The sequence below is a fragment of the Vibrio sp. 10N.261.52.C11 genome (assembly GCF_041471405.1).
Lineage (GTDB): Bacteria > Pseudomonadota > Gammaproteobacteria > Enterobacterales > Vibrionaceae > Vibrio > Vibrio crassostreae_C.
In genome coordinates this window covers 31,322-53,983 of sequence record NZ_JBFROI010000016.1, presented here as the reverse complement: position 1 = coordinate 53,983, position 22,662 = coordinate 31,322, and the positions used below count along the sequence as shown (strand labels likewise).

Annotated in this window: 24 protein-coding genes and 5 tRNA genes; 12 read left to right on the top strand and 17 right to left on the bottom strand. The window is 43.1% G+C overall.

Annotated features, from left to right (window positions below; genetic code table 11):
• Positions 1-50 precede the first annotated feature (50 nt).
• The 9 genes from AB4323_RS06845 to lolB all read right to left on the bottom strand — a co-directional run bounded on the left by AB4323_RS06845 (position 51) and on the right by lolB (position 5,224).
• Positions 51-127 (bottom strand) — tRNA-Met (locus tag AB4323_RS06845).
• A gap of 77 nt (positions 128-204) precedes the next feature.
• Positions 205-279, bottom strand: a tRNA-Gln gene (locus tag AB4323_RS06840).
• Between the two features lie 30 nt (positions 280-309).
• Positions 310-394 (bottom strand) — tRNA-Leu (locus tag AB4323_RS06835).
• 65 nt (positions 395-459) lie between these two features.
• A tRNA-Met gene (locus tag AB4323_RS06830) sits at positions 460-536 on the bottom strand.
• A gap of 280 nt (positions 537-816) precedes the next feature.
• Positions 817-1,908 carry a redox-regulated ATPase YchF gene (gene ychF / locus AB4323_RS06825; RefSeq protein ID WP_010439159.1) on the bottom strand — a complete coding sequence of 364 codons (1,092 nt, stop codon included), beginning with the start codon at positions 1,906-1,908 and terminating at the stop codon, positions 817-819.
• 10 nt (positions 1,909-1,918) lie between these two features.
• The gene (pth, locus tag AB4323_RS06820) at positions 1,919-2,509 is read right to left on the bottom strand and encodes an aminoacyl-tRNA hydrolase (protein WP_004739815.1); all 591 of its coding nucleotides are present in this window, start codon (positions 2,507-2,509) and stop codon (positions 1,919-1,921) included.
• A gap of 223 nt (positions 2,510-2,732) precedes the next feature.
• Entirely contained in the window at positions 2,733-3,677 is a 945-nt protein-coding gene (locus AB4323_RS06815; RefSeq protein WP_004739814.1) for a ribose-phosphate pyrophosphokinase, read from the bottom strand.
• 27 nt (positions 3,678-3,704) lie between these two features.
• Positions 3,705-4,580 carry a 4-(cytidine 5'-diphospho)-2-C-methyl-D-erythritol kinase gene (gene ispE / locus AB4323_RS06810; RefSeq protein ID WP_372151987.1) on the bottom strand — a complete coding sequence of 292 codons (876 nt, stop codon included), beginning with the start codon at positions 4,578-4,580 and terminating at the stop codon, positions 3,705-3,707.
• Positions 4,577-5,224 (bottom strand): lipoprotein insertase outer membrane protein LolB, encoded by a 648-nt coding sequence (gene lolB, locus AB4323_RS06805; RefSeq protein WP_061034148.1) that lies wholly within the window; start codon positions 5,222-5,224, stop codon positions 4,577-4,579. Before lolB ends, ispE begins: the two co-directional genes overlap by 4 nt.
• A 160-nt stretch (positions 5,225-5,384) precedes the next feature.
• Between lolB and hemA the strand changes: the two genes are divergently transcribed.
• From hemA to ybaK, 8 genes are all read left to right on the top strand, one after another.
• Positions 5,385-6,644, top strand: a complete 1,260-nt coding sequence (hemA, locus tag AB4323_RS06800; RefSeq protein WP_372104585.1) for a glutamyl-tRNA reductase — start codon at positions 5,385-5,387, stop codon at positions 6,642-6,644.
• A 28-nt stretch (positions 6,645-6,672) separates the two neighbouring features.
• Positions 6,673-7,761 (top strand): peptide chain release factor 1, encoded by a 1,089-nt coding sequence (gene prfA / locus AB4323_RS06795; protein ID WP_372118435.1) that lies wholly within the window; start codon positions 6,673-6,675, stop codon positions 7,759-7,761.
• A 5-nt stretch (positions 7,762-7,766) separates the two neighbouring features.
• A complete protein-coding gene (prmC, locus tag AB4323_RS06790; protein WP_372118433.1) occupies positions 7,767-8,627 on the top strand; it encodes a peptide chain release factor N(5)-glutamine methyltransferase in 861 nt (286 codons plus the stop codon).
• A gap of 173 nt (positions 8,628-8,800) precedes the next feature.
• Entirely contained in the window at positions 8,801-9,184 is a 384-nt protein-coding gene (locus AB4323_RS06785) for a SirB2 family protein (protein WP_009848726.1), read from the top strand.
• Positions 9,185-9,190: 6 nt separating this feature from the next.
• The gene (locus tag AB4323_RS06780; protein ID WP_017064164.1) at positions 9,191-10,000 is read left to right on the top strand and encodes a SirB1 family protein; all 810 of its coding nucleotides are present in this window, start codon (positions 9,191-9,193) and stop codon (positions 9,998-10,000) included.
• A gap of 22 nt (positions 10,001-10,022) precedes the next feature.
• Entirely contained in the window at positions 10,023-10,877 is an 855-nt protein-coding gene (kdsA, locus tag AB4323_RS06775; protein WP_017069619.1) for a 3-deoxy-8-phosphooctulonate synthase, read from the top strand.
• Positions 10,878-11,330: 453 nt separating this feature from the next.
• Complete coding sequence (gene ushA / locus AB4323_RS06770; protein WP_017064163.1) at positions 11,331-12,992, top strand: bifunctional UDP-sugar hydrolase/5'-nucleotidase UshA; 1,662 nt, start codon at positions 11,331-11,333, stop codon at positions 12,990-12,992.
• Positions 12,993-13,110: 118 nt separating this feature from the next.
• A complete protein-coding gene (gene ybaK / locus AB4323_RS06765) occupies positions 13,111-13,584 on the top strand; it encodes a Cys-tRNA(Pro) deacylase (protein WP_372151985.1) in 474 nt (157 codons plus the stop codon).
• A gap of 106 nt (positions 13,585-13,690) precedes the next feature.
• Here ybaK and rluF read toward each other — a convergent pair whose 3' ends face one another.
• The 3 genes from rluF to AB4323_RS06750 all read right to left on the bottom strand — a co-directional run bounded on the left by rluF (position 13,691) and on the right by AB4323_RS06750 (position 15,893).
• Complete coding sequence (gene rluF / locus AB4323_RS06760; RefSeq protein WP_017064161.1) at positions 13,691-14,824, bottom strand: 23S rRNA pseudouridine(2604) synthase RluF; 1,134 nt, start codon at positions 14,822-14,824, stop codon at positions 13,691-13,693.
• A gap of 176 nt (positions 14,825-15,000) precedes the next feature.
• Complete coding sequence (gene smrA / locus AB4323_RS06755; protein ID WP_017062320.1) at positions 15,001-15,582, bottom strand: DNA endonuclease SmrA; 582 nt, start codon at positions 15,580-15,582, stop codon at positions 15,001-15,003.
• A 170-nt stretch (positions 15,583-15,752) separates the two neighbouring features.
• Positions 15,753-15,893 (bottom strand): DUF3149 domain-containing protein, encoded by a 141-nt coding sequence (locus tag AB4323_RS06750; RefSeq protein ID WP_017062321.1) that lies wholly within the window; start codon positions 15,891-15,893, stop codon positions 15,753-15,755.
• A gap of 255 nt (positions 15,894-16,148) precedes the next feature.
• On the opposite strand from AB4323_RS06750, the gene AB4323_RS06745 reads away from it, so the two are divergent.
• Positions 16,149-16,225, top strand: a tRNA-Pro gene (locus tag AB4323_RS06745).
• Positions 16,226-16,327: 102 nt separating this feature from the next.
• Here AB4323_RS06745 and AB4323_RS06740 read toward each other — a convergent pair.
• From AB4323_RS06740 to AB4323_RS06730, 3 genes are all read right to left on the bottom strand, one after another.
• Positions 16,328-16,996 (bottom strand): LuxR C-terminal-related transcriptional regulator, encoded by a 669-nt coding sequence (locus AB4323_RS06740; protein ID WP_102321508.1) that lies wholly within the window; start codon positions 16,994-16,996, stop codon positions 16,328-16,330.
• A gap of 494 nt (positions 16,997-17,490) precedes the next feature.
• Positions 17,491-18,348 carry a curlin gene (locus AB4323_RS06735; protein WP_136982952.1) on the bottom strand — a complete coding sequence of 286 codons (858 nt, stop codon included), beginning with the start codon at positions 18,346-18,348 and terminating at the stop codon, positions 17,491-17,493.
• Positions 18,349-18,433: 85 nt separating this feature from the next.
• Entirely contained in the window at positions 18,434-19,045 is a 612-nt protein-coding gene (locus AB4323_RS06730) for a hypothetical protein (protein ID WP_017064156.1), read from the bottom strand.
• A 313-nt stretch (positions 19,046-19,358) separates the two neighbouring features.
• Here AB4323_RS06730 and AB4323_RS06725 point away from each other — a divergent pair, with 313 nt between their 5' ends.
• Genes AB4323_RS06725 through AB4323_RS06715 form a run of 3 tightly spaced genes read left to right on the top strand, consistent with a single transcriptional unit; the run spans position 19,359 to position 21,109 of the window.
• On the top strand, positions 19,359-19,835 hold the full coding sequence (locus tag AB4323_RS06725) for a curli production assembly/transport protein CsgE (protein WP_017064155.1): 477 nt from the start codon (positions 19,359-19,361) through the stop codon (positions 19,833-19,835).
• A 10-nt stretch (positions 19,836-19,845) separates the two neighbouring features.
• On the top strand, positions 19,846-20,256 hold the full coding sequence (locus tag AB4323_RS06720) for a curli assembly protein CsgF (protein WP_372151983.1): 411 nt from the start codon (positions 19,846-19,848) through the stop codon (positions 20,254-20,256).
• 16 nt (positions 20,257-20,272) lie between these two features.
• Positions 20,273-21,109 (top strand): CsgG/HfaB family protein, encoded by an 837-nt coding sequence (locus AB4323_RS06715; RefSeq protein ID WP_172380391.1) that lies wholly within the window; start codon positions 20,273-20,275, stop codon positions 21,107-21,109.
• Between the two features lie 84 nt (positions 21,110-21,193).
• On the opposite strand, the gene AB4323_RS06710 is transcribed toward AB4323_RS06715, so the two are convergent.
• Together AB4323_RS06710 and AB4323_RS06705 are read right to left on the bottom strand one after the other, a co-directional pair.
• The gene (locus AB4323_RS06710) at positions 21,194-21,616 is read right to left on the bottom strand and encodes a hypothetical protein (RefSeq protein ID WP_017060540.1); all 423 of its coding nucleotides are present in this window, start codon (positions 21,614-21,616) and stop codon (positions 21,194-21,196) included.
• Positions 21,617-21,747: 131 nt separating this feature from the next.
• Positions 21,748-22,626, bottom strand: coding sequence for a TraB/GumN family protein (locus AB4323_RS06705; RefSeq protein ID WP_137002132.1), 879 nt, complete (start codon positions 22,624-22,626; stop codon positions 21,748-21,750).
• Positions 22,627-22,662 lie beyond the last annotated feature (36 nt).

Here is a 22,662-nt window from a genome sequence, read left to right as displayed (position 1 = left end):
GAATATTGGTGATTCAATACAACGTTGTCTTTTCTTTCTCGAAGAAAGAATGGTGGCTACTGCGGGATTTGAACCTGCGACCCCATCATTATGAGTGATGTGCTCTAACCAACTGAGCTAAGTAGCCATCTGAGAGCGAGACAATATAATATAATCTTGCTTTCAATGCCATTATCTTTTTAAAGATAATTACACTTTAAATAGTGGCTGGGCTACCTGGATTCGAACCAGGGAATGCCGGCATCAAAAGCCGGTGCCTTACCGCTTGGCGATAGCCCAACAATGATATCTTAAACACATTCTAAATAATGGTGCGGTCGGAGAGACTTGAACTCTCACACCTCTCGGCGCCAGAACCTAAATCTGGTGCGTCTACCAATTCCGCCACGACCGCGTTATTTCCTAAAAACTCTTTGTTACTAAAGACAAACTTTAATATCAAATAGAGTGCTTAGGAAATGGTGGCTACTGCGGGATTTGAACCTGCGACCCCATCATTATGAGTGATGTGCTCTAACCAACTGAGCTAAGTAGCCATTTCCATATTGTTGCTCATTTCGAAACGTTGCCGCTTCGCTGTGAACGGGGCGCATTATGCGGAGTTGAGTGAAACCCGTCAACTTTTTTTTTGAATAAATCGCGAATAAACATCTGTTCGGTTTCTTTTTAGGCAAAGAGGCGTATTTGTCGACAAAAAACAGGTCTAAAAGGCGATATATATAGGAAGTTAAGTTTTTGGTGAGGGACAATTTAGAAAGGGGAAAAACAAAAAGGCCAGTGAATTCACTGGCCTTTTTTCTAGATGTTTAATCAGAATTATACATTGAAGCGGAAGTGAACAACGTCACCATCTTTAACGATGTATTCTTTACCTTCAAGGCGCCATTTACCTGCGTCTTTCGCACCGCTCTCACCGTTAAATTCGATGAAGTGATCGAATCCAACAACTTCAGCACGGATGAAACCTTTCTCGAAGTCTGTGTGGATCTTACCCGCTGCTTGTGGCGCAGTTGCACCTACAGGGATTGTCCAAGCACGAACTTCTTTAACACCAGCTGTGAAGTAAGTCTGAAGAGTCAGTAGTTCGTAACCAGAGCGGATCACTCGGTTAAGACCTGGTTCTTCGATACCCATATCCGCAAGGAACTCTTCGCGATCTTCGTCATCAAGCTCAGAAAGCTCTGATTCGATTGCTGCACAAACAGCAACAACAACGTTGTTTTCGTTTTCTGCGTATTCACGAACAGCGTCTAGGTATGGGTTATTTTCAAAACCATCTTCTGCAACGTTTGCGATGTACATTGTTGGCTTAAGCGTTAGGAAGTTTAGGTAGCCGATTGCTGCCGCTTCTTCTTTGCCAAGTTCAACAGTACGTGCCATACCACCTTCAGTTAGAACTGGAAGTAGCTTTTCTAGTACAGTGATTTCGAATTTAGCGTCTTTGTCGCCGCCTTTCGCTTTCTTCGCGTTACGTTGAATTGCACGCTCACAGCTGTCTAAGTCAGCCAGTGCAAGTTCTAGGTTGATCACTTCGATATCTTCAATTGGAGATACTTTGCCAGCAACGTGAACAATGTTTTCATTTTCAAAGCAGCGTACAACGTGACCGATAGCGTCAGTTTCACGGATGTTAGCTAGGAATTTGTTACCAAGACCTTCACCTTTAGATGCGCCAGCAACTAGGCCCGCGATATCTACGAATTCCATTGTCGTTGGAAGGATCTTCTGTGGATTAACAATTTTTGCTAATGCATCTAAGCGTAGATCTGGAACCGGAACGATACCTGTGTTTGGTTCGATCGTACAAAATGGAAAGTTTGCTGCTTCGATGCCTGCTTTAGTCAGTGCGTTAAACAGAGTTGACTTACCAACGTTTGGTAGACCAACGATGCCACATTTAAAACCCATGATATAAACCTTATTCTGCTTTGAACGTATGTAAGCGATTTTGTGCTTTTGGTAGGCCATCTTTTAATAAGATGTCTAGGCTGCGAACCGATTCGTCAACGACGGCCTCGATACACTCTTGCTCTTTTTGAGGAGCTTTGCCTAATACATAACCTGCAACTTTATCTTTGTGTCCTGGATGGCCGATGCCTAATCTAAGACGATAGAATTCTTTATTGTTACCCTGCTTGCTGATGATGTCTTTCAGACCATTATGTCCGCCATGACCACCACCTTTTTTAAACTTTCCAATACCAGGAGGCAGATCTAACTCATCGTGAGCGACCATGATCTCTTCTGGTTTAATTTGGTAGAACTTTGCTAAGGCTGCAACTGCTTTGCCTGACAAGTTCATAAAAGTCGTTGGGATCAGCAAACGAAGATCTTCACCGTGAACCATGATACGACCCGTTAGGCCAAAGAACTTTGGTTCGTTCTTTAGTGTCACGTTATGTACACGCGCTAATTCTTCAACTACCCAAGCGCCCGCGTTGTGGCGAGTTTTGGCGTATTCTGGACCTGGATTAGCCAGTCCAACGAGAAGTTTTATTTGTTGGCTCAAGGTATGGATCTCTCTTGGGATTTCAAAAAGCGCCGTATGATATCACAGTTTATGAAAAAGGTGCGAGCTAGCTGATAGCTGCGCGATTATTCCTGTTTGTGATAACTAGCAGTGCAATATTACTCAGACATAAAAAAAGCACTTCATTGACTGAAGTGCTTAATATCTTTCTCTCGCGTGTTTCTAAAACCAAGCTTTTGTAAAAAAAGCTATTGGGCTTTGATTAGTTGAACATCGCTGAGATTGATTCTTCGTTGCTGATACGACGAATCGCTTCAGCAAGCATGCGAGAAAGGCTAAGTGTTGTCACTTTACCCGTCGCAGCCATCTCTGGAGATAGAGAGATAGAATCCGTTACGATAACTTGGTCTAGAACAGAGTTCTTGATGTTGTTCGCAGCAGTACCAGAGAAAACAGCGTGAGTTGCGTAAGCGAATACACGCTTAGCACCGCGCTCTTTAAGCGCTTCAGCTGCTTTACATAGTGTGCCACCCGTATCGATCATGTCATCAACGATAACACAGTCACGACCTTCAACATCACCGATTAGGTTCATTACTTCAGAAACGTTAGCACGTGGACGACGCTTATCAACGATAGCGATGTCAACATCACCTAGCGCTTTAGCCGTTGCACGAGCACGTACAACACCACCAAGGTCTGGAGAAACCACTACTGGGTTTTCTAGGCCACGGTTAGCCATGTCTTCTAGAAGAACTGGAGTGCCGAAGATGTTATCAACAGGTACATCGAAGAAGCCTTGGATTTGCTCTGCGTGTAGGTCGATAGTAAGAACGCGGTCAACGCCAACGTTAGAAAGGAAGTCTGCAACAACTTTTGCAGTAATTGGCACACGAGCAGAACGTACACGACGATCTTGACGGGCATAACCGAAGTAAGGGATTACAGCAGTAATACGGCCAGCAGAAGCACGGCGCATTGCGTCAATCATTACCACCAATTCCATAAGGTTGTCATTGGTTGGTGCACAAGTTGATTGAATCAGGAATACATCGCTACCACGAACGTTTTCATTGATTTGAACAGCGACTTCGCCATCAGAAAAACGGTCTACAGTAGCATCGCCAAGAGAGATGTATAGACGATCAGCAATACGTTGGGCTAGTTCAGGTGTTGCGTTACCAGCAAATAGCTTCATATCAGGCACGGTGGAAACCTCGGGTTGCGTCCAGTTTTAAATAGATTGTGGGTGGGCTGAGTGGTATTCAGCCAAAGTTTCTTTTAAAGGAGAAATGTTTCGTCCTTTCGCTACAAAAGCGGAAACTGTGTCAGGCAGTTGTTCCAACACCAATTCGGCTTCTTTTTTGCTGCTAAATTCAGCAAAAACGCACGAACCAGTGCCAGTCAATCTCGACGGCGCGTATTGTAGCAGCCATGAAAGTTGCTTATCAACCTCTGGGTACAGCATTCGCACAATTTTTTCGCAATCGTTTACGTATTCTTGCTCTAGAAGCGTTGCTAGCGCTCGCTTTGGCGTATTTCGAGTTAATTCTGAATGTTTGAATATGTCTGCAGTTGCTATGCTCACTTGAGGTTTGGCGACTAGATACCATTTTTCATCCGGATTAGCTGGTGACAATTGTTCTCCAACCCCTTCAGCAAAGGCGGCGTGGCCTCGAACGAAGACAGGAACGTCAGCACCAAGCTTCAAACCGATCTCTGCAAGTTGATCATCAGAAAGATTCAGTTGCCACAAGTAATTAAGCGCCACTAACACAGTTGCAGCATTTGAAGAGCCTCCGCCAATACCACCACCCATTGGTAGCACTTTCTTTAGCTCAATATCGGCACCGAAAGAGGTTGAGGTGTACTGTTGAAGTGCAGTAGCGGCTTTCCAAATTAGGTTGTCTTCAAGCGCTACACCAGGTATTTCTGGCGTGATGGTTATCGAGCTCGTTTCTGAGTTTGCGGTAACCGTCAGTTCATCACCAAAGTCAACGAACTGAAAGAGTGTTTGAAGCTCGTGGTAACCATTATCACGTCGGCCAGTGATATAAAGAAATAGATTCAGCTTTGCTGGAGAAGGCCAGTGTGTTGGTGTTGTAATCATTTTTTCAGTGTCCACTTCGAAACTACGATGTTGATTTTGTTTTGGTCTTGCTTGAAAGAGAGTCGAGTAGGGAGCGGAATCGTCTCCACATTTACTTTGTCTTCACCAGATTGCAGAGTACTCGGCATCTCTGTATTGCGATAGTTAGCAAAACTCAGAGTCCATAGTTGGTTGCTGACTTGCTTGGTTAGTGACTCAAGGGTGTTCGTTGTATTTAGCTGATAGCTATCCGCTTGGTCTGGAATGCCAAGGAACCATTGTGGCAGATGATCAACAGGGATCTTCAAGCCTGTAAGCTGCTCAACCAAAATAGAGGCGCTCGCGTGGGTAAATACTTGGTCATCATAAGTGACGACTTTGGCGCCAGATGGATCAATGGTCAGGTTTAATGCGGTTTGACCAAGGAAAGTAGTGAGTCTTAATTGGCTTTGATTTGGAGAGTGCTTCCAAACGAAATTGAGGCTTTGGCGCTGCTCGGGAGAGATGTAGGCAAGCTTACCTGAAGCTTGATAGTTTTCTATCTGTAATAGGCGGCTTTGGTGTGTTTGCCATTCAACACTCGTCGGTTGTTCCGGGATAGACGAGCAACCCACCATGATTATGGTAATAAAAATAAGAGACGCGATTTTACGAAGCTTGCCCATATTTGCTCACAACTTGTTCAAATTCATCTAAAAAACGCTTCAACTATAGCATTGAATTCACGAAGTCAGGAAAACAAATCCCGCTTGCTCTTTAAATAGAGCCATGCATCAAGTAAAATTCGCCCCTTGTTTCCATTCCCTGATCGAGAACTTCTGATACATGTCTTTGCTTGCCGTAGGTATCAATCACAATACAGCGTCGGTTGAATTGCGAGAAAAAGTCGCTTTTGGTCCAGATAAACTGTCTGAGGCACTCAAGCAACTTAACGCAAATGCACACGTAAATGGAAGTGTCATACTTTCTACCTGTAACCGAACTGAAGTGTATTGTGACGTTAAAAGCGGAGCAAAAAACAAGCTTATCGATTGGTTGTCGGTTTTCCACCAAGTTAGCCCTGAAGAGCTAAAGCCAAGTCTTTATATCCATGAAGAGCAGGCTGCCATTAAACATTTAATGCGCGTTGCTTGTGGTTTGGACTCTTTGGTTTTGGGTGAGCCGCAAATCTTAGGTCAGGTTAAGCAAGCTTATACAGACTCTCGTGGTAGTAAGTCTGTCGATGCTTCAATGGAAAAGCTGTTCCAGAAATCATTTTCTGTGGCGAAGCGCGTTCGAACGGAAACAGAAATCGGCGGAAGTGCGGTGTCTGTGGCTTACGCAGCTTGTACTTTAGCCAAGCATATTTTTGAGTCGATTGCTGATTCAACCGTGTTGTTGGTTGGTGCTGGTGAAACGATTGAACTTGTGGCTAAGCACCTTTCAGCAAATGGCTGTACTAAAATGATTGTGGCTAACCGAACTCGTGAGCGTGCTTTAGGGTTAGCCGAAGAGTTTGGTGCTGAAGTGATCAGCTTAAATGAAATTCCGGATCACCTGCACAGAGCAGATATCGTGATCAGTTCAACCGCAAGCCCGCTGCCAATTATTGGTAAAGGTATGGTTGAGACTGCTCTAAAAACAAGAAAGCATCAACCTATGTTATTGGTTGATATTGCAGTGCCTCGTGATGTGGAATCACAGGTTGGTGATCTAAATGATGCCTACCTTTATTCGGTTGATGATTTGCAGTCGATTGTTGATGGCAATATCGAACAACGTAAAGTTGAAGCGATTCAAGCTGAAGCGATCGTCAGTGAAGAAAGTGCCGCGTTCATGAGTTGGATGCGCTCTTTACAAGCGGTAGACAGTATTCGAGATTACCGTAAATCGGCTAACGAAATCCGCGAAGAATTATTAAGTAAAAGTTTACAATCGCTTGCCGCTGGCGGTGACCCTGAAAAAGTTTTACTCGAGCTCAGCAATAAGCTCACAAACAAATTGATCCATGCTCCAACGCGCGCACTTCAAAGTGCAGCTGAGCAAGGAGAACCTGCAAAATTAATGGTCATTAGACAGAGTTTGGGCTTAGAAAACCCTCAATAATATTAGACCTCCAACAAGATAAGACATTATGAAAGCCTCGATTCTAGTAAAGCTTGAAACACTTGTTGAACGCTATGAAGAAGTTCAACATCTACTTGGTGATCCAGATGTAATCGGGAATCAAGACAAATTCCGTGCACTTTCGAAAGAATACTCTCAACTTGAAGAAGTGACAGCTTGCTTCCAGTCATACCAGCAAGCGAAAGAAGATCTAGAAGCTGCTGAAGAGATGGCAAACGAAGACGACGCAGAAATGCGTGAAATGGCTCAAGATGAAATCAAAGATGCGAAAGCAGCAATTGAGCGTCTGACTGATGAGCTACAGATTCTTCTTATTCCAAAAGATCCAAACGATGAGCGTAACTGTTTCCTAGAAATCCGCGCAGGTGCGGGTGGTGATGAAGCAGGTATCTTCGCGGGCAACCTGTTCCGTATGTACTCTAAGTTTGCTGAGAAGAAAGGTTGGCGTGTTGAAATCATGAGCAGCAATACTTCTGAGCAAGGCGGCTACAAAGAGATGATCGCTAAGGTTAGTGGCGACGCTGTTTACGGCACCATGAAGTTTGAGTCAGGCGGTCACCGTGTACAACGTGTACCTGAAACCGAATCTCAAGGCCGTGTTCACACGTCAGCATGTACGGTTGCGGTTATGCCTGAGATCCCAGAAGCGGATCTTCCAGAAATCAAAGCGGGCGACCTTAAAATTGATACTTTCCGTGCATCAGGCGCGGGTGGTCAGCACGTTAACACCACGGATTCAGCAATCCGTATTACTCACTTACCAACGGGTACAGTAGTAGAGTGTCAGGACGAGCGTTCTCAGCATAAAAACAAAGCGAAAGCGATGGCTGTTCTTGCTGCTCGTATTGTTCAAGCAGAAGAAGAGCGCCGCGCGGCAGCGGTTTCTGATACACGTCGTAACCTACTAGGTTCGGGTGACCGTAGTGACCGTATTCGTACGTACAACTACCCACAAGGTCGTGTTTCGGATCACCGTATCAACCTTACTATCTACCGTCTTAACGAAGTACTTGAAGGTGACATGCAAAGCTTGCTTGATCCTGTACTTCAAGAGCACCAAGCCGATCAGCTTGCTGCACTTGCAGAGAACAACTAACCAGTATGCAGTCAGCATATACGGTTGAAAGTGCTTTAAAAGCAGCAATCGTAAAGCTTCAAGAGGGTGATAACACATCACCCTCTATTGATGCCGCGGTACTGCTTTGTCACGCCTTAGATAAACCAAGATCTTACCTACTGACTTGGCCTGAGAAGCATCTCACCTCAGAGCAAGAGTCTGAATTCAATGCCCTTCTAAAACGTCGCTTAACCGGTGAGCCTGTGGCTTACATAATTGGTGAGCGTGAGTTTTGGTCACTGCCGTTAAAAGTTTCCCCTTCTACATTAATCCCACGCCCAGATACCGAGCGTTTGGTTGAGGTAGCTTTGGATAAAACGTACGGCAAGCAAGGCGCGATTCTCGATTTAGGGACTGGTACAGGTGCTATCGCGTTAGCATTGGCGTCTGAGATGCCGAATCGACAGGTAACGGGTATTGATCTTCGCCCTGAAGCACAGCAGCTTGCTACAGAGAATGCACAACGTCTCAATATCACCAATGCGACTTTTTTGCACGGCAGTTGGTTTGAGCCTTTGAGCTCTGAAGAAACTGTGAAGTTCTCTCTGATTGTTTCTAACCCGCCATACATTGAGAAGAATGATCCTCATTTATCTCAAGGCGATGTGCGTTTTGAGCCGATCACAGCACTGGTTGCTGAAGAGAAAGGGCTTGCAGATATTCGATACATTTCTGAAAACGCACGCGACTTTTTGGAAAATGAAGGTTGGTTAGCATTTGAACACGGCTATGACCAAGGTTTGGCAGTTCGTGAGATTATGCAGGCGCTCGGTTATCTCGATGTTGTCACAGAGAAAGATTACGGTGGTAATGACCGAGTGACATTGGGTCGTTACTGTTCATAGTTAGTGATTGTTAATCGTCTTGTGAGCAATGGATGATGAACTTGCTAAATTGATACCTTTAACTCGACAATACATTTAACCCGATAATGCATTTAACGCAGAAATACAGAGCATTAACGGGTATTGTGAGGCTCGTGTTAACGAAAGCACATATAAAAATATAAAGGAATACCATGTACGAAGGTCTAAAACATTTTCACCTATTAACGATTGCTATAAGTGCGCTACTTCTCTCGATTCGTTTCGCTCTTATGATGGCTAACTCACCTAAGCTTAAGCATCCTTTCTTGCAGCGTTTCCCTCATATCAATGACTCGTTGCTATTGCTATCGGGTATTGGTTTGATTTTCATCACTGGCTTTATTCCATTTACACCAGCAGCACCATGGTTAACCGAAAAACTAACTTGTGTTATGGCTTACATCGCATTAGGTTTCTTTGCGCTTAAGCTAGGTAAAAACAAGCTACTGAGAGTATTCTCTTTCTTTGGTGCGCTTGGCTGGTTAGCGATGGCAGGCAAAATCGCAATGACCAAGACACCAACATTTTTCGGTTAACTATCTATGTACGAATTTTTTGATGAAGACTTTGACCAGCTAGAGTTAGCTGAAGGTGCATTGATCTTAAATAAAGCGATTAACCCAGAAACTCAAGACAGTTGGGCAGAGCAAGAGCTGGCGAGATTGTTAAAAGACGCCGAGTTTGCTTTGGTTAATGAAACCGATGAACAGCAGAAGTTTGAATCTTTTATTCGACTATTCTTTTATGAATGGGGTTTTGCTGGCGATAAAGATGCGTATTTCTCTTCGGAAAACGCGTTCATCGATAAAGTGCTTGAGAGAAAGAAAGGCATTCCAGTGAGTCTGGGGGCGATCTTTCTTTTTCTAGGTCGCAAGCTAGGCTTTCCTGTAGAGGGCGTCTCTTTCCCGACTCAATTCTTACTTAAAGTAAGTTGGTACGGGCAAGCTGCAGCCTATATTAACCCTTATAACGGTGAGTATGTTGGCGAACAAACGCTGCGAGCATGGTTAATTGGACATGACGGCCCATTAGCTAAGGTGAAACCTGAGCACCTAGAAGTCGCCGACCACCCAACAATTATTGGTAAGTGGTTAGCCCTGCTCAAGAGTGCACTGCTGCGAGAAGAGCGTTATACGCTTGCATTGAAGTGTACTGACCTTGCTTTGACGTTTGTACCTGATGACCCATATGAAATCCGTGACCGCGGTTTTATCTATCAGCAGCTAGACTGTCACCAAGTAGCCGCAACCGATTATCAATATTTTATCGACCAATGCCCAGATGACCCTGCATCTGAGTTACTGAAATCTCAAGTGAACGTCATGAACGAAAAGACAGTGGTAGTTCACTAATTAATAATTACTTAAAGAGAATATGATGGAACAAAAAACAGTTCACATTGGCGATATGCCAATTGCAAACGACAAGCCATTTACGCTATTTGCAGGCATGAACGTTCTTGAATCTCGCGATCTTGCTATGCAGATCTGTGAGCACTATGTAAAAGTAACCGAAAAGCTAGGCATCCCTTACGTATTTAAGGCGTCTTTTGATAAAGCGAACCGCAGCTCAGTTCATTCATACCGTGGTCCAGGAATGGAAGAAGGTCTTAAAATCTTCCAAGAGCTGAAAGATACTTTCGGCGTGAAGATCATTACTGATATCCACACAGAAGCTCAAGCTCAGCCTGTTGCGGATGTGGTTGATGTAATCCAACTACCTGCATTCCTAGCTCGTCAAACTGATCTTGTTGAAGCAATGGCTAAGACTGGCGCGGTAATCAACGTGAAGAAGCCTCAGTTCATGAGCCCGAATCAAGTTGGCAACATCGTTGATAAGTTCGCTGAGTGCGGTAATGACAACATCATCCTTTGTGAGCGTGGCGCTTGCATGGGTTACGATAACCTTGTTGTGGATATGCTTGGCTTTGGCGTAATGAAGAAGTCTTCAAACGGTAGCCCAATCATCTTCGACGTGACGCACTCTCTACAAATGCGTGACCCATCAGGTGCTGCATCTGGCGGTCGTCGTGAGCAAACGGTTGAACTTGCTAAAGCGGGTCTTGCTACGGGTATTGCGGGTCTGTTCATTGAAGCTCACCCAAACCCAGACCAAGCTCGTTGTGATGGCCCATCTGCGCTACCTCTAGACAAACTAGAGCCGTTCTTGAAGCAGATGAAAGCACTTGATGACCTTATCAAAGGCTTTGAGCATATTGATATTAAATAATTGAGATGGATGTGAAGTAACGGAAACGTTATTTAACAAAGTTGATCTAAGAAAGCCCAGTTCTCTGAATTGGGTTTTTTTTATCTCGTAAAATCAGCCGAACATAAACCGTTCATTTAAAGAGTTGTTAACGTGGCGGGTTATTACCTAAGAAACTCTTATATGAGTGTGAGGTCAGTCCTGTTTGCAGTAAATTACTGACATTCATCACACTTTGTAAGTAAACGATTGCTTGTGATGCAGGGGAAGTTTGAGTGTAATCTCATAATTTTGTTACACTTAACTGTTGACCTATGTGTGACCAATTCGACATAAATATGAAATCGTCGTGTTACATCTAGAATGTTAATTTAAGATTAGTCATGTTGAAGTCTTATTGTTCGAACTCCAGGAAAGGGGTCGCAATAGATTATAAAAAGCAGTGGATTCCCTAAAAAGTTCAAAGGTATGACAATGAAGCAACGCCTTATTCTAAAGACAGCACTAAGTGCTGCAATTCTAGCTACTCTAGCTGGGTGTGCGTCTCAATCAGCTCATGATTGGAACCAAGACGAAACTTACAAGCTAACGATTCTTCACACAAACGATAACCATGGTCGTTTCTGGCAGAATAAATATGGCGAATACGGCATGTCTGCACGTAAAACGCTAGTTGACCAACTTCGTTCAGAAGTTGAAGCAGAAGGCGGTAGCGTGTTGCTTCTATCTGGCGGTGACATCAACACGGGTGTTCCAGAGTCAGACCTTCAGGACGCAGAACCTGATTTTAAAGGTATGAACAAAATTGGTTACGATGCCATGGCATTGGGTAACCACGAGTTTGATAACTCTTTAGACGTATTACAAAAGCAGATCGACTGGGCTAACTTCCCAATGCTATCTGCAAACATCTACGATAAAGCGACAGGTGAACGTAAGTTCCAAGCTTACGAGATGTTCGAAAAGCAAGGCATCAAGATTGCGGTTATTGGTTTAACAACTGAAGATACCCAAAAGATTGGTAACCCTGAATTTATCGCAGGCATCGACTTCCGTGATCCTAAAGAAGAAGCGAAGAAGCTAATCGCTGAACTTAAAGAAACAGAAAAACCGGATCTAATCTTTGCTGTGACTCATATGGGTCACTACGAAAATGGCCAACGTGGTGTTAATGCTCCGGGTGATGTCGCACTTGCTCGTTACCTAAACGAAGGCGATCTAGACATGATCGTTGGTGGTCACTCTCAAGAGCCTGTATGTATGGAAGGCCCTAACGTTGCGAAGAAAAACTTCAAGCCGGGTGATGAGTGTAAGCCTGACGTACAGAACGGTACTTACATCGTTCAAGCTCACGAGTGGGGCAAGTACGTAGGTCGTGCTGATTACGAATTCCGTAATGGCGAGCTAGAGATGGTGAGCTACGACCTGATTCCAGTTAACCTTAAGAAGAAAGTTAAGATCGACGGTAAGAAGCAACGTGTTCTTATTCAAGATGAAATCGCACAAGACCCAGAGCTACTTGAATTCCTACGTCCTTTCCAAGAGCAAGGTCAGGCACAGCTAGAAGTTCAAATCGCTGAGACAAATGGCAAGCTTGAAGGCGATCGTAACGTCGTTCGTTTCCAACAGACCAACCTAGGTCGTTTGATTGCGACTTCTCACATGGAGCGTGCAAAAGCAGACTTCGCTGTGATGAACTCTGGTGGCGTTCGTGACTCAATTGAAGCCGGTAATGTTACTTACAAAGATGTACTGAAGGTACAGCCTTTTGCAAACATCCTGACTTACACAGACATGACGGGTAAAGAAGTTCTGGATTACCTAAATGTAGTAGCGACTAAACCAATCGATTCTGGTGCTTACGCTCAGTTTGCTGGTATCTCTATGACAGTAGCGAACGGTGAAGTATCGAATGTATTCATCGGTGGCAAACAGCTTCGTCTAGACGAAACTTACCGTTTCACAGTACCAAGCTTTAACGCTGCTGGTGGTGACGGTTACCCTAAACTGTCTGATCACCCAGGTTACGTAAATACTGGTTTTGTTGATGCTGAAGTACTGAAAGAGTACCTAGAAGCAAACAGCCCGGTTGACGTGAACAAGTACGCGCCTTCAGGCCAAATGGTTTACAAGTAATTGAATCTAAGCAATTGTATCAATAGGTGCTAAATTAGATTGACTCTAGCACCATGATAAATTTAACTAAAGCGACGCCTCGGCGTCGCTTTTTGTTTATCTATCGTTTGGATTTGTTATGACCCCAGCAATCAATCTCGCCAAGAAAAAGAAAATCGCTCATAGCGTGCATCAGTACCATCATGATGCCAATAATACGAACTATGGTTTAGAAGCCGTTGAAGCGCTTGGTCAAGATCCCAAACGTGTATTCAAAACGCTGTTGTTCTGCTTGAATGGTGTGGCGAAAGATTTGGCAGTCGCCGTTATTCCTGTCGAACAGAAGCTAAACCTAAAGCTGGCAGCAAAAGCGGCGAAAGGCAAAAAAGCAGAGATGGCTGATCCAGATATTGCTCAGAAAACCACGGGTTATGTTGTTGGTGGCATTAGTCCGCTTGGTCAGAAGAAAGCACTGCCTACCTTCGTTCATTCCAGTGCGACAGATTTTGAAACGATATGTGTGAGTGCAGGTAAGCGTGGGCTAGAGATTGAATTAGACCCAAAAGACTTAACATTTCTGACTCGCGGCCAGTTTGCTGATTTATGTTTATAGATTGTCGTCGTCATGATGATAAAACTATCGAATGACCAACAAAAACGCCCGCTAGACTAATCTAGCGGGCGTTTTTATATCGAGAGTCTCGTCTTACTGATTCAGACTACTTCTTCAGACCTAAAGTACCACCAACACGCTTTGGTGCAGGTTTGTTCGGTCTGTTTGAATCTTGGCTGCGGTTTGCCGGCTTCCCGCTTCTACGATCGGTATTATCGCGATCTGTGCGATTGCGATCCGAACGATTTCTATCTGAATTAGAACGCTCTGAACGAGAGTTCGATTTCCAGTTCTCGGTATTACCACCGCTTTCACCATTCGATGAATTGCGGCCACGCTTTGAATTAGGTGCATGACGGAATTCATCCGCATTGTTACCGCGGTAGGTGCGTGTACGGTTCTCGTTTTGATTACGGCGCGCTGTTGAAGCTTGGTTCTCTTCACGGCTATCAAAAAGTTTCGCGTCAGTCGCTTTGCGAATGCGTTGACCTTTCGCGTTCATTTTTGACGCATCTTCCGTACTTACTGAGCCTTCACACATCGCTAAAATTTCAGTGATCTCTTCGTCGCTCAGGTAGCGCCATTTGCCGTTAGGAATACCGTCTAGTGAGATATTCATAATACGAACACGACGCAGTTTAAATACTTCATAACCGAGCGCTTCACACATACGGCGAATTTGGCGGTTAAGGCCTTGTGTTAGCGTAATTCGGAATGAGAACTTAGTCTCTTTCTCTACTTTACATGGCAAAGTGACTGTATCGAGAATGTGAACGCCAGCGCCCATTTGCTTCAAGAATTCCGTCGTAATCGGCTTATCTACACGCACCACGTATTCTTTCTCGTGGTTGTTACCTGCACGTAGGATCTTGTTTACGATGTCGCCGTCATTGGTTAGGAAGATAAGGCCATCAGAAGGCTTATCTAGACGACCAATCGGGAAAATGCGCTTGTGGTGGCCAATAAAGTCGACGATGTTGCCAGGAATATCACGCTCAGTCGTACAGGTGATACCTGTTGGTTTATTGAGAGCAATGTAAATCGGCTTCTCTTTTGAGCGAACAGGCTTATTGTCGATCTCAACATCATCACCTGGCAAGACTTTAGTACCCATTTCAGGGATCTTACCGTTAATAGTAACTCGGCCTGCATCAATCAGTTTATCGGCTTCGCGGCGTGAGCAAAAACCAGTTTCACTGATGTATTTATTAAGGCGTTTAGCTTGGGATTCTTGTGACATGATATTCTCTTAGCGTTTCACAACGGAAATGTAGATAAACAAAAAGCAACCTTTGGATAGTTGCTTTGAGTTGAAATTCGTTAACTGAGGTAATTTTAGCACTTGGTGTGAGTCTAGGCACGAAATATCGATCTTGATGCAAAATCGTTACTAGTCCATTTATCTATCTCAACCTATTAACTGGTGCGTTTTTGATGGCGCTCTCTGTTCTCTAGCTTTTTCTCATTACTCTTTCTGAGCATTACGTAGACTGCGCCCGTACCACCATGAAATTGCTGAGCAGAATGAACACATTGAACGTCGTTGATTTGTGTTAGCCAATTTGCCACGTAGCTTTTCATCATTGCAGGTGGATTCGAACGCTCACCCTTACCATGAACAATGATGACGGTACGAACATCCATTCTTAAACACTGACGCAAAAATGAAAGCACTTCGTTACGTGCGTCTTTCAGTGTTTTCCTATGAAGGTCGAGCTTGGCTTGAATAGGGTATTTTCCTAGGCGCAGCTTTTTGTATACGCCTTCTTGTACACCGTCTTTTTTATAAGCAACAACATCGTCTGGCTTGATCATTGGCGAATAGTCTAATGATAAGTAGTCTTTCTCGTCGTCAGACAGCCACATAGCGGCTTCACGCTTAGCAAGGTGAGATTCGGTGACTCGGTGTACTTTCTGGTGTTCAGCGGTGTCATGGTCGATACGTTTAACATCGCCCATCATTTCTTGGAATAGATCTAAGTCATCATCATGAGACATAGTGTGTATCTCAAGTTGGAGAAGGATAGGGTAAGTATACCTAAGTTGAGGTTAGGTTTAAAAATGAAAAAACCGGAGAAGACAATAAGTCTGCTCCGGTGCAAAGCGTTTTGACATTTACTTATAAAGTAAAAGAATACTTAAAAGTAAATGATTTAGGCAGAGCGATTCTAGTGAGGAGATTTTTCAGTCATAACTTTGTATATGAAGAAGCCTCCATAAAACATCATGAGACCCAGAGCCCCGAAGATTACTATCATTGAAGATAGTCCCACCGCATTACCAAATAGGAGATCTAGCCAAAAGTCCATGTGTATACCTCAAAGTTATATGACATGGCTTAGTGTATTAACAAGCATTATCAATTCACTGATCTGGATCAATCCTGTTTCATAAGTTAAATACTTGTTGGTAACTGTGTGTTTTTCGTCACATCATGCTCGTTGTTGTATGTCTTTTGTTCGAACGATTCAAAATCGCAATAAATATGAGAAAAAGCCCTTGCGGATAAATTCAGAACCCGTATTATACGCTCCATCGACAGGCAATGAGCCAGTTAGATATCTCGGTGAATAGCGCAGCTTGGTAGCGCATCTGGTTTGGGACCAGAGGGTCGGGGGTTCGAATCCCTCTTCACCGACCACATTAGAAAAAGCCGTAGCAGAAATGCTACGGCTTTTTTGTATTTGGGATTTCTACATTCTAACTGCATTGACTGTTTATGGTTGAGGGCAGAGAGTTAGGTCTATTGGACAAACTCATTTGTCGCAACGTTGTTCTTAACCCAGATCAAAGCTTGTAAGCGATTCTTCACCTTGATTTTTTTAAACGTGTTGTGAAGGTGTGCTTTGACCGTATTCTCACTGACATAGAGGGTATCTGCTATCTGAGTGTTAGATGCTCCATCACCGAGTAACTTAATGATCTGCTGCTCGCGTTTGGTCAGTTTGAGGTAATAAGGACTGGTTTTCGCGCACTGCCTCTCTCTGTAGAAGCTAATGTACTGGTAAATGAGCTTTCTACTCATCCACATCTCGCCTTGCAAAATGCAGTTAAAGCCGGCCACGAGCTTTTCAAGCGTGTCCGACGTATAAAAAATGCCGACAAGATACTGCCATTTAAGCATTTCAGAGTGCGGGAAATCGCCTGGTGTATTGAGTAGCACTTCATGGACATCACTTGCTACGTCATCTCTGAGCTCCTGGTATTTCTCAATGTATTGCTTACTCATTGTCGGGAAATCAATAATAATCAGAACTAAGTCATCGTTTTTTAGGGATTTAGCACTGAGCCTTTCCGGTGATATGAGTTTTATGTTCAGGTTAACTTTCTGTTCTATAGACTCTTTTAGTAGTATCGATTGTAAATTGTTCTCCGCAAGTAAAATGGTGTTATGAGCCTCCAGTTTAGCCATGTGGAACTCCTTTTCTTAACTCATTACTTGAACTTTAGGTGTTTTAGTTTAAAGCACGTATTGTTATTTTGCTAATTTTTAAAGCTAATTATTCATCAAATTTATGAAATTAATTTAATAGTATTGTCGAAGGTAAAATAATACTTAAGTAGAAAGAGGGAATTACCGAGATTTATGGTTTTATTTTATTGATTGTACAGTCTTTATGAATTTTCCAGATCCCCTTGTTTGGGTGAAGTTTTATAGTGGCAGGAAACTGATTTATATTAATAATCAACGTTGTAATACCACTATTCGTATTCTGGTTGAAATTAGAGTTGGTGTTCGTACTCAACGTTAATGAAGATGCCACACTGTTATTTATGGTCAGAATAAGACTTTTATTTTTTATCAGGCACTGTACTGAATTTAAATCAGAAGAAAATCCATTAAAATGGAAAGAAATAAATAAAACGGCGATCAACGCCGTTTTAATATATGCACTATTTATCATATTAATTCTGATAAATTATACCGACATTACCACTTGCGCCATTACCTGAAACGAGAGCAGTATCATAAGAGGTTTGTTCAATCATAAATTGGTTTGAACTGCTGTTTGTTAAGCTAACAATGGCATCTGAATGAGATCCTGTTTGTAACGTGAATACTCGGTTATCGCTACTGCTCACGAGATCGATATCGACATAGTTATCGTCGCCACCACCAACATCGGTGTTGACTATCGTTTGAACATAGTTATTATCGCCGCTGATATCGATGTCTACATCATTATTATCAACACTCGCGTTACTAAACTCGGTATAGGTTGTATTGGAGTTACCAGAGACATTCACATCAGCTTCATTGTAGTCAGCACCACCTAGAGCATTGACGACAGAGATGTTCTCGTTACCCACTTGTGTAACTCGTAAATCATTGCTTCGACCATAAGGTTGAACTGTAATTTGGGCTTGGTTACTAACACCATCTTGATCAACCCAGGCGTTGTTGTTTACATAGCGTAACTTAACGTGAGCTTCATTGAGATTGCCATCTTGTTGAACCACTACGTCAGAGTTATAGCTAGCATGTGTGTCAACTAGTGCAACATGCCCATCAGTAACACCAGACGTGTTCTGGTTAATGGTGACATTGGCATTAGCGCCACTACCCATTTGCCAAACGGCAGTATTATCCATCGCTAAAGGTTGAATACCGGCTACTGTCGATGATATGCCAAGATCGGTTGTTCCCTCTATTGTCCCCAACGCTGGCTCAGAGGCTGGAAAAGGAGCAGGTAAATTATCTGCGTATGCTGCATTAAAGCCCAGAATAGCACCGACTATAATTCCAATTTGTGTAACTTTCATAAGTTGTATCCTTATACATTTCCATGTCGACTATGTTGTTACTTCATCGAGAAGCAACGGTGAATCAAGCTTTCCATACTGCGCGCTAATTGGCTTGATTGATGTGAATTCTCATTGAGCTAGACGCTTTCACTAAAGCAAAGTCGTTGCCGTCTTGAGAAATTCCTAAATTACTTCTTCCAGAACCAACCAAATAAGCAGTATTGCCATTGCCTTTTTGGTCAATGCTCAGCTGACTACTCTGTCTTGAGAAGTTAGCTTGTCCGATAACTGCTAAATTGTTATTCCCGTCTTGGGAAATAAGCGCTTCAGAATTTACTCCGAGTTGCCCAATTGCGGCATCGTTATTTGAACCATTCTGGTCTATTAAGGCGGTATTATTGCGCCCTGTTTGACCAATGTATGCGGAGTTAGAACTTCCGCTTTGCGTTATCTTCGCTCTGTTGTTCGCGGTAATACCAGGACTGCGTTGCTTTATTATTGCTATTGAATCAGTAGCATTAGATATATTTAATTCTGAATAATTATCTAAATCTCCAGAAGAGAAGCTTTCTAAATAATTATAATCATTGACTATATCTTGATTAACATTATGTAAAAAATCCCCTTCTATATCTGACGCGATAGCATTATTAAAACCTCCTGATAAAAAATATAAACAAGTTAAGCTGATAAGTGATGCTTTCCCAATTACCATCATCTTTACCTTAAAGTGTTCGTGATTATGATCCCTACGAAAATAAACTGCGTAGGGAATGAGTGAACCTTTGTCTTATCGAAATCCTAGGCCTTGAATTTACGAACAGCTATAAACTTAAAGTTGAAAATATTTAGTTGTTCATATGAAATTTAATTAGTATTTGACCGAATCCTACCAACCTTAGTTAATCAATTCCCTTCAGTAATTAATTCGAAAGTTTATATATGCCACTGTAAGCATGAATTACGCTTTATTCAGTTTCAACGAATCACATTCTCATTTTGTAAATAGACTTTGAATGGGAGCACATATGAAAATCAAGCTGCTTACAATAACTCTGCTTTCCTTTGCTCTTCATGCAGAAGAAAAGAGTCATGGTCTTGAAAATGCTGCTCCTTTAGAAAATGGACAAAAACTTGAGGACTCGACAAATAATCTTAAGGAAAAATTCAATGACTTCAGTGAAGTCGATGGAATCATTGTGGACAGAACCATTACGCGGTTGGGAGAGGATTTCTATTTTTTCTTCTCGCAATCGCTCAATGATAGTTATCCCGACCTTAAGGAAAATTTGACGGTAAAAGAAAGGCCAACGGCGTTATCAGGAAGCATCATAGAGGTTCAACACTCTAGAAAACCGATCTTCCGTACGGCGTTGTCCCCTGGTCGTAGACAAGCGAAAGAACGCGCTGCCGATGCAACACGAGTGGTTGGGAATTACATCATCCGATGGCAAGCGGAACGGATCTTTCAGGACACTTACGATCTAGACCATGATGAATTTTAAGGAGCCAAGGATGTCGATATTTTTCAGAAAGGCCGCGCTCATTGCGCTGATAGTTTCGCCTTCGGTTTACTCAAGCGAGTTAGTTTACACGCCCGTAAACCCAAGTTTTGGCGGAAATGCTTTAAACAGCTCTCACCTTTTTAATCACGCTAGTGCCATCAATGATTTTGAAGACCCTAATGCTAGGGATATTTTTGATGAACAAGAGTCTGCGTTAGATCGCCTAGCTTCGAGTTTAGAGTCCCGTTTAATTAGCCAATTGCTTGCTGACGTGGGTAATGGAAATACAGGGCAGCTAGAAACAGATGACTTTTTCCTCAATATTGTTGACGACTCCGGGACCTTACTCGTTCAAATCGTCGATAAAGCGACAGGGGAATCAACAGAAATCAGTGTTTCGGGACTAAACCCAGACCTCTAATCACAAGGATTGTGTTATGAAATCGATCATTATCGTCTTCTTGACCTTTGTGTTGGGAGGGTGCACTTACTCTATGCAAATTCCAGAGACTTCTGAAACGCCAAAACTGATGCCGAGAGGATCGACTTATACCGATCTCATCTCATTACCTCAGCCTCGCGGCAAAATATTGGTCTCAGTTTATGACTTTAGAGATCAAACAGGCCAATACAAGCCTCAGCCAAACAGTAACTTTTCCACAGCAGTGCCACAGGGTGGGACGTCTTTATTGACGACAGCACTTATCGACTCTCAGTGGTTTGTACCTCTGGAGCGTGAAGGGCTCCAAAACTTATTGACTGAACGTAAGATCATTCGAGCGGCTCAGAAAAAAGATAAGGTCGTAAATAATCATGGGGCAGACTTGTCGTCTTTGAGTTCCGCTAACATCGTCATCGAAGGCGGGATTGTGGCTTATGACTCGAATATCGTGACAGGCGGTGCGGGTGCTAAGTATCTTGGGATCGGTGGTTCTGGACAATATAGAACGGATCAAGTCACTGTGAATTTAAGAGCGGTTGACGTTAGAACCGGGCAAGTTCTATTGAGTGTCACCACCACTAAAACTATCTCTTCACACGAGATTGGGTTCGGCGCATTTCGATTTGTTGATTACAAAGAACTATTAGAAGTTGAAATGGGCTACAGCCAAAATGAACCCGTTAATATCGCTGTGATGTCAGCGATTGATGCTGCGGTAATACATCTTATTGTAAAAGGCATGAAGCGTGGAATGTGGTCGCCGGGCGATCCTAATGCACTACAAAATCCAATTATTGCTCGATACTCTGAAGCGAGCACTGACATACTTTAAATAACCGAGTAAGCAGCAAAATAGGGCTATGCGGAAAACGGACCTTTCCCTTAGCCCTGTTTTTTTCTTCAAGCAACTCAATGATCAATTCACATCGCACGTAATATCTTTTATCGGTGTTTCCGAGGTAACAAAACAAACATACGCTTCCGCTGGCTTATTCGGGCCTATTCGAATGTAACCTGCCTTTACTTCATCTTCATCAAACGTCACCGAGTGAGAACTTCCCGTTTGGTTGTCGTAAAAGTTTGCTTCAAAATTGTTGTTCATTTGGCTTGCGATACGGTTTCGTGTTGTAGATGTTGTGAACGTAATATTGGCGCAGCGCATCGGTGGTTTCTCTGTAATGAGAAATTGCCCACTTTCTTTATCTATCACGCCCCCCTTTGTATCTGGCTGAATGTCGATAGCTTGAAATTGTTCTACCGTACAAGTTTCTTTGGCTGAGGCTATTGAGGGCATCAGCATCGTGAGGGCTAAAGGGAAAGCAAAAAGTACTGGTTTCATTAGAACAACGCCATAGGTAAAAAGAGCGAAAGATAATAGCACTGCAATGGTGCTATTAAATGTAAAGATTCTGTTATTAAGGAAATGCTTTTATAACGAAAACAAAATGAGGTTGAGCATCGTTAGCTTTTTTAGCTAGTCTCAAATTGACATTGGGCTGATTGGCTTTGTGATTGCTGAATGACACTGAAGCCTTTCTTTTCTAATAACTGTATAAGGTTACCTTCTCCAATTAGGTGCAAGGTACCAACTACTATCATGTAGTTCCCTTTAGTCTTAAGCTTCCAATCATTGGAGGATAGTTTGTTTGCCCAGTCTATGTTGCGATCGGTTAAGAATGCTTTCTCAAGTTCAGGCGACATCTCTGACAGTTCTGAGAAGGCTTCCAGCTTCGCTAAATCACCCGCTTTCCAGCTTTCAATCAGGCAATGAACCACGCGATCAGTTTGGTCAAATTCTTCAAGGCTACTGACTAACCACTCTTTACCGTCGTCCTTTTGTTTTGTCATTAGGTCTATTTGGAATTGCAGAGGCTCCAAACTGATAACCGGAACATCTTGGGTAGTCGCTTTGTTCGCTAGCGTCGCATCAACGCCGCTGGCGGAGCCATAACCAAGGTTTTTTAACTGCTGCATTTGTATGGAGAGAGAAGTTGCCCAAGGCGGTGAACTAAGCAGCTGTTGCGTCGGCATGCCCAATGATTTTGAGATGTCGGTTAATAATTGCAGCTGTTGTTCATTGAGTACATCGGCAGTTGTGAGTTTGTTGTGGGGATATACAACGCCATCAGACTTTCTGATATCCGTTTCGATAATTAAGCCATCACTGTTTTTTAGCGCGTCGGTGATCGCCGAAGGAAGGGGGTACATACTCTCGTCTCCAACGTGCACTGAACCTAAGATAGTGAGTGTCAGATCATCCTTTTGTGCTTGCCAATAAAGGGGCTCGGCGACCGCTTGCCTAGCTGAAAAAGCGAGAACGAATAAAACCATGTACCAGAGTGGACGCAAAGGGAGCTCCTTAAGGAAGTATTAAACTCGTTAAAA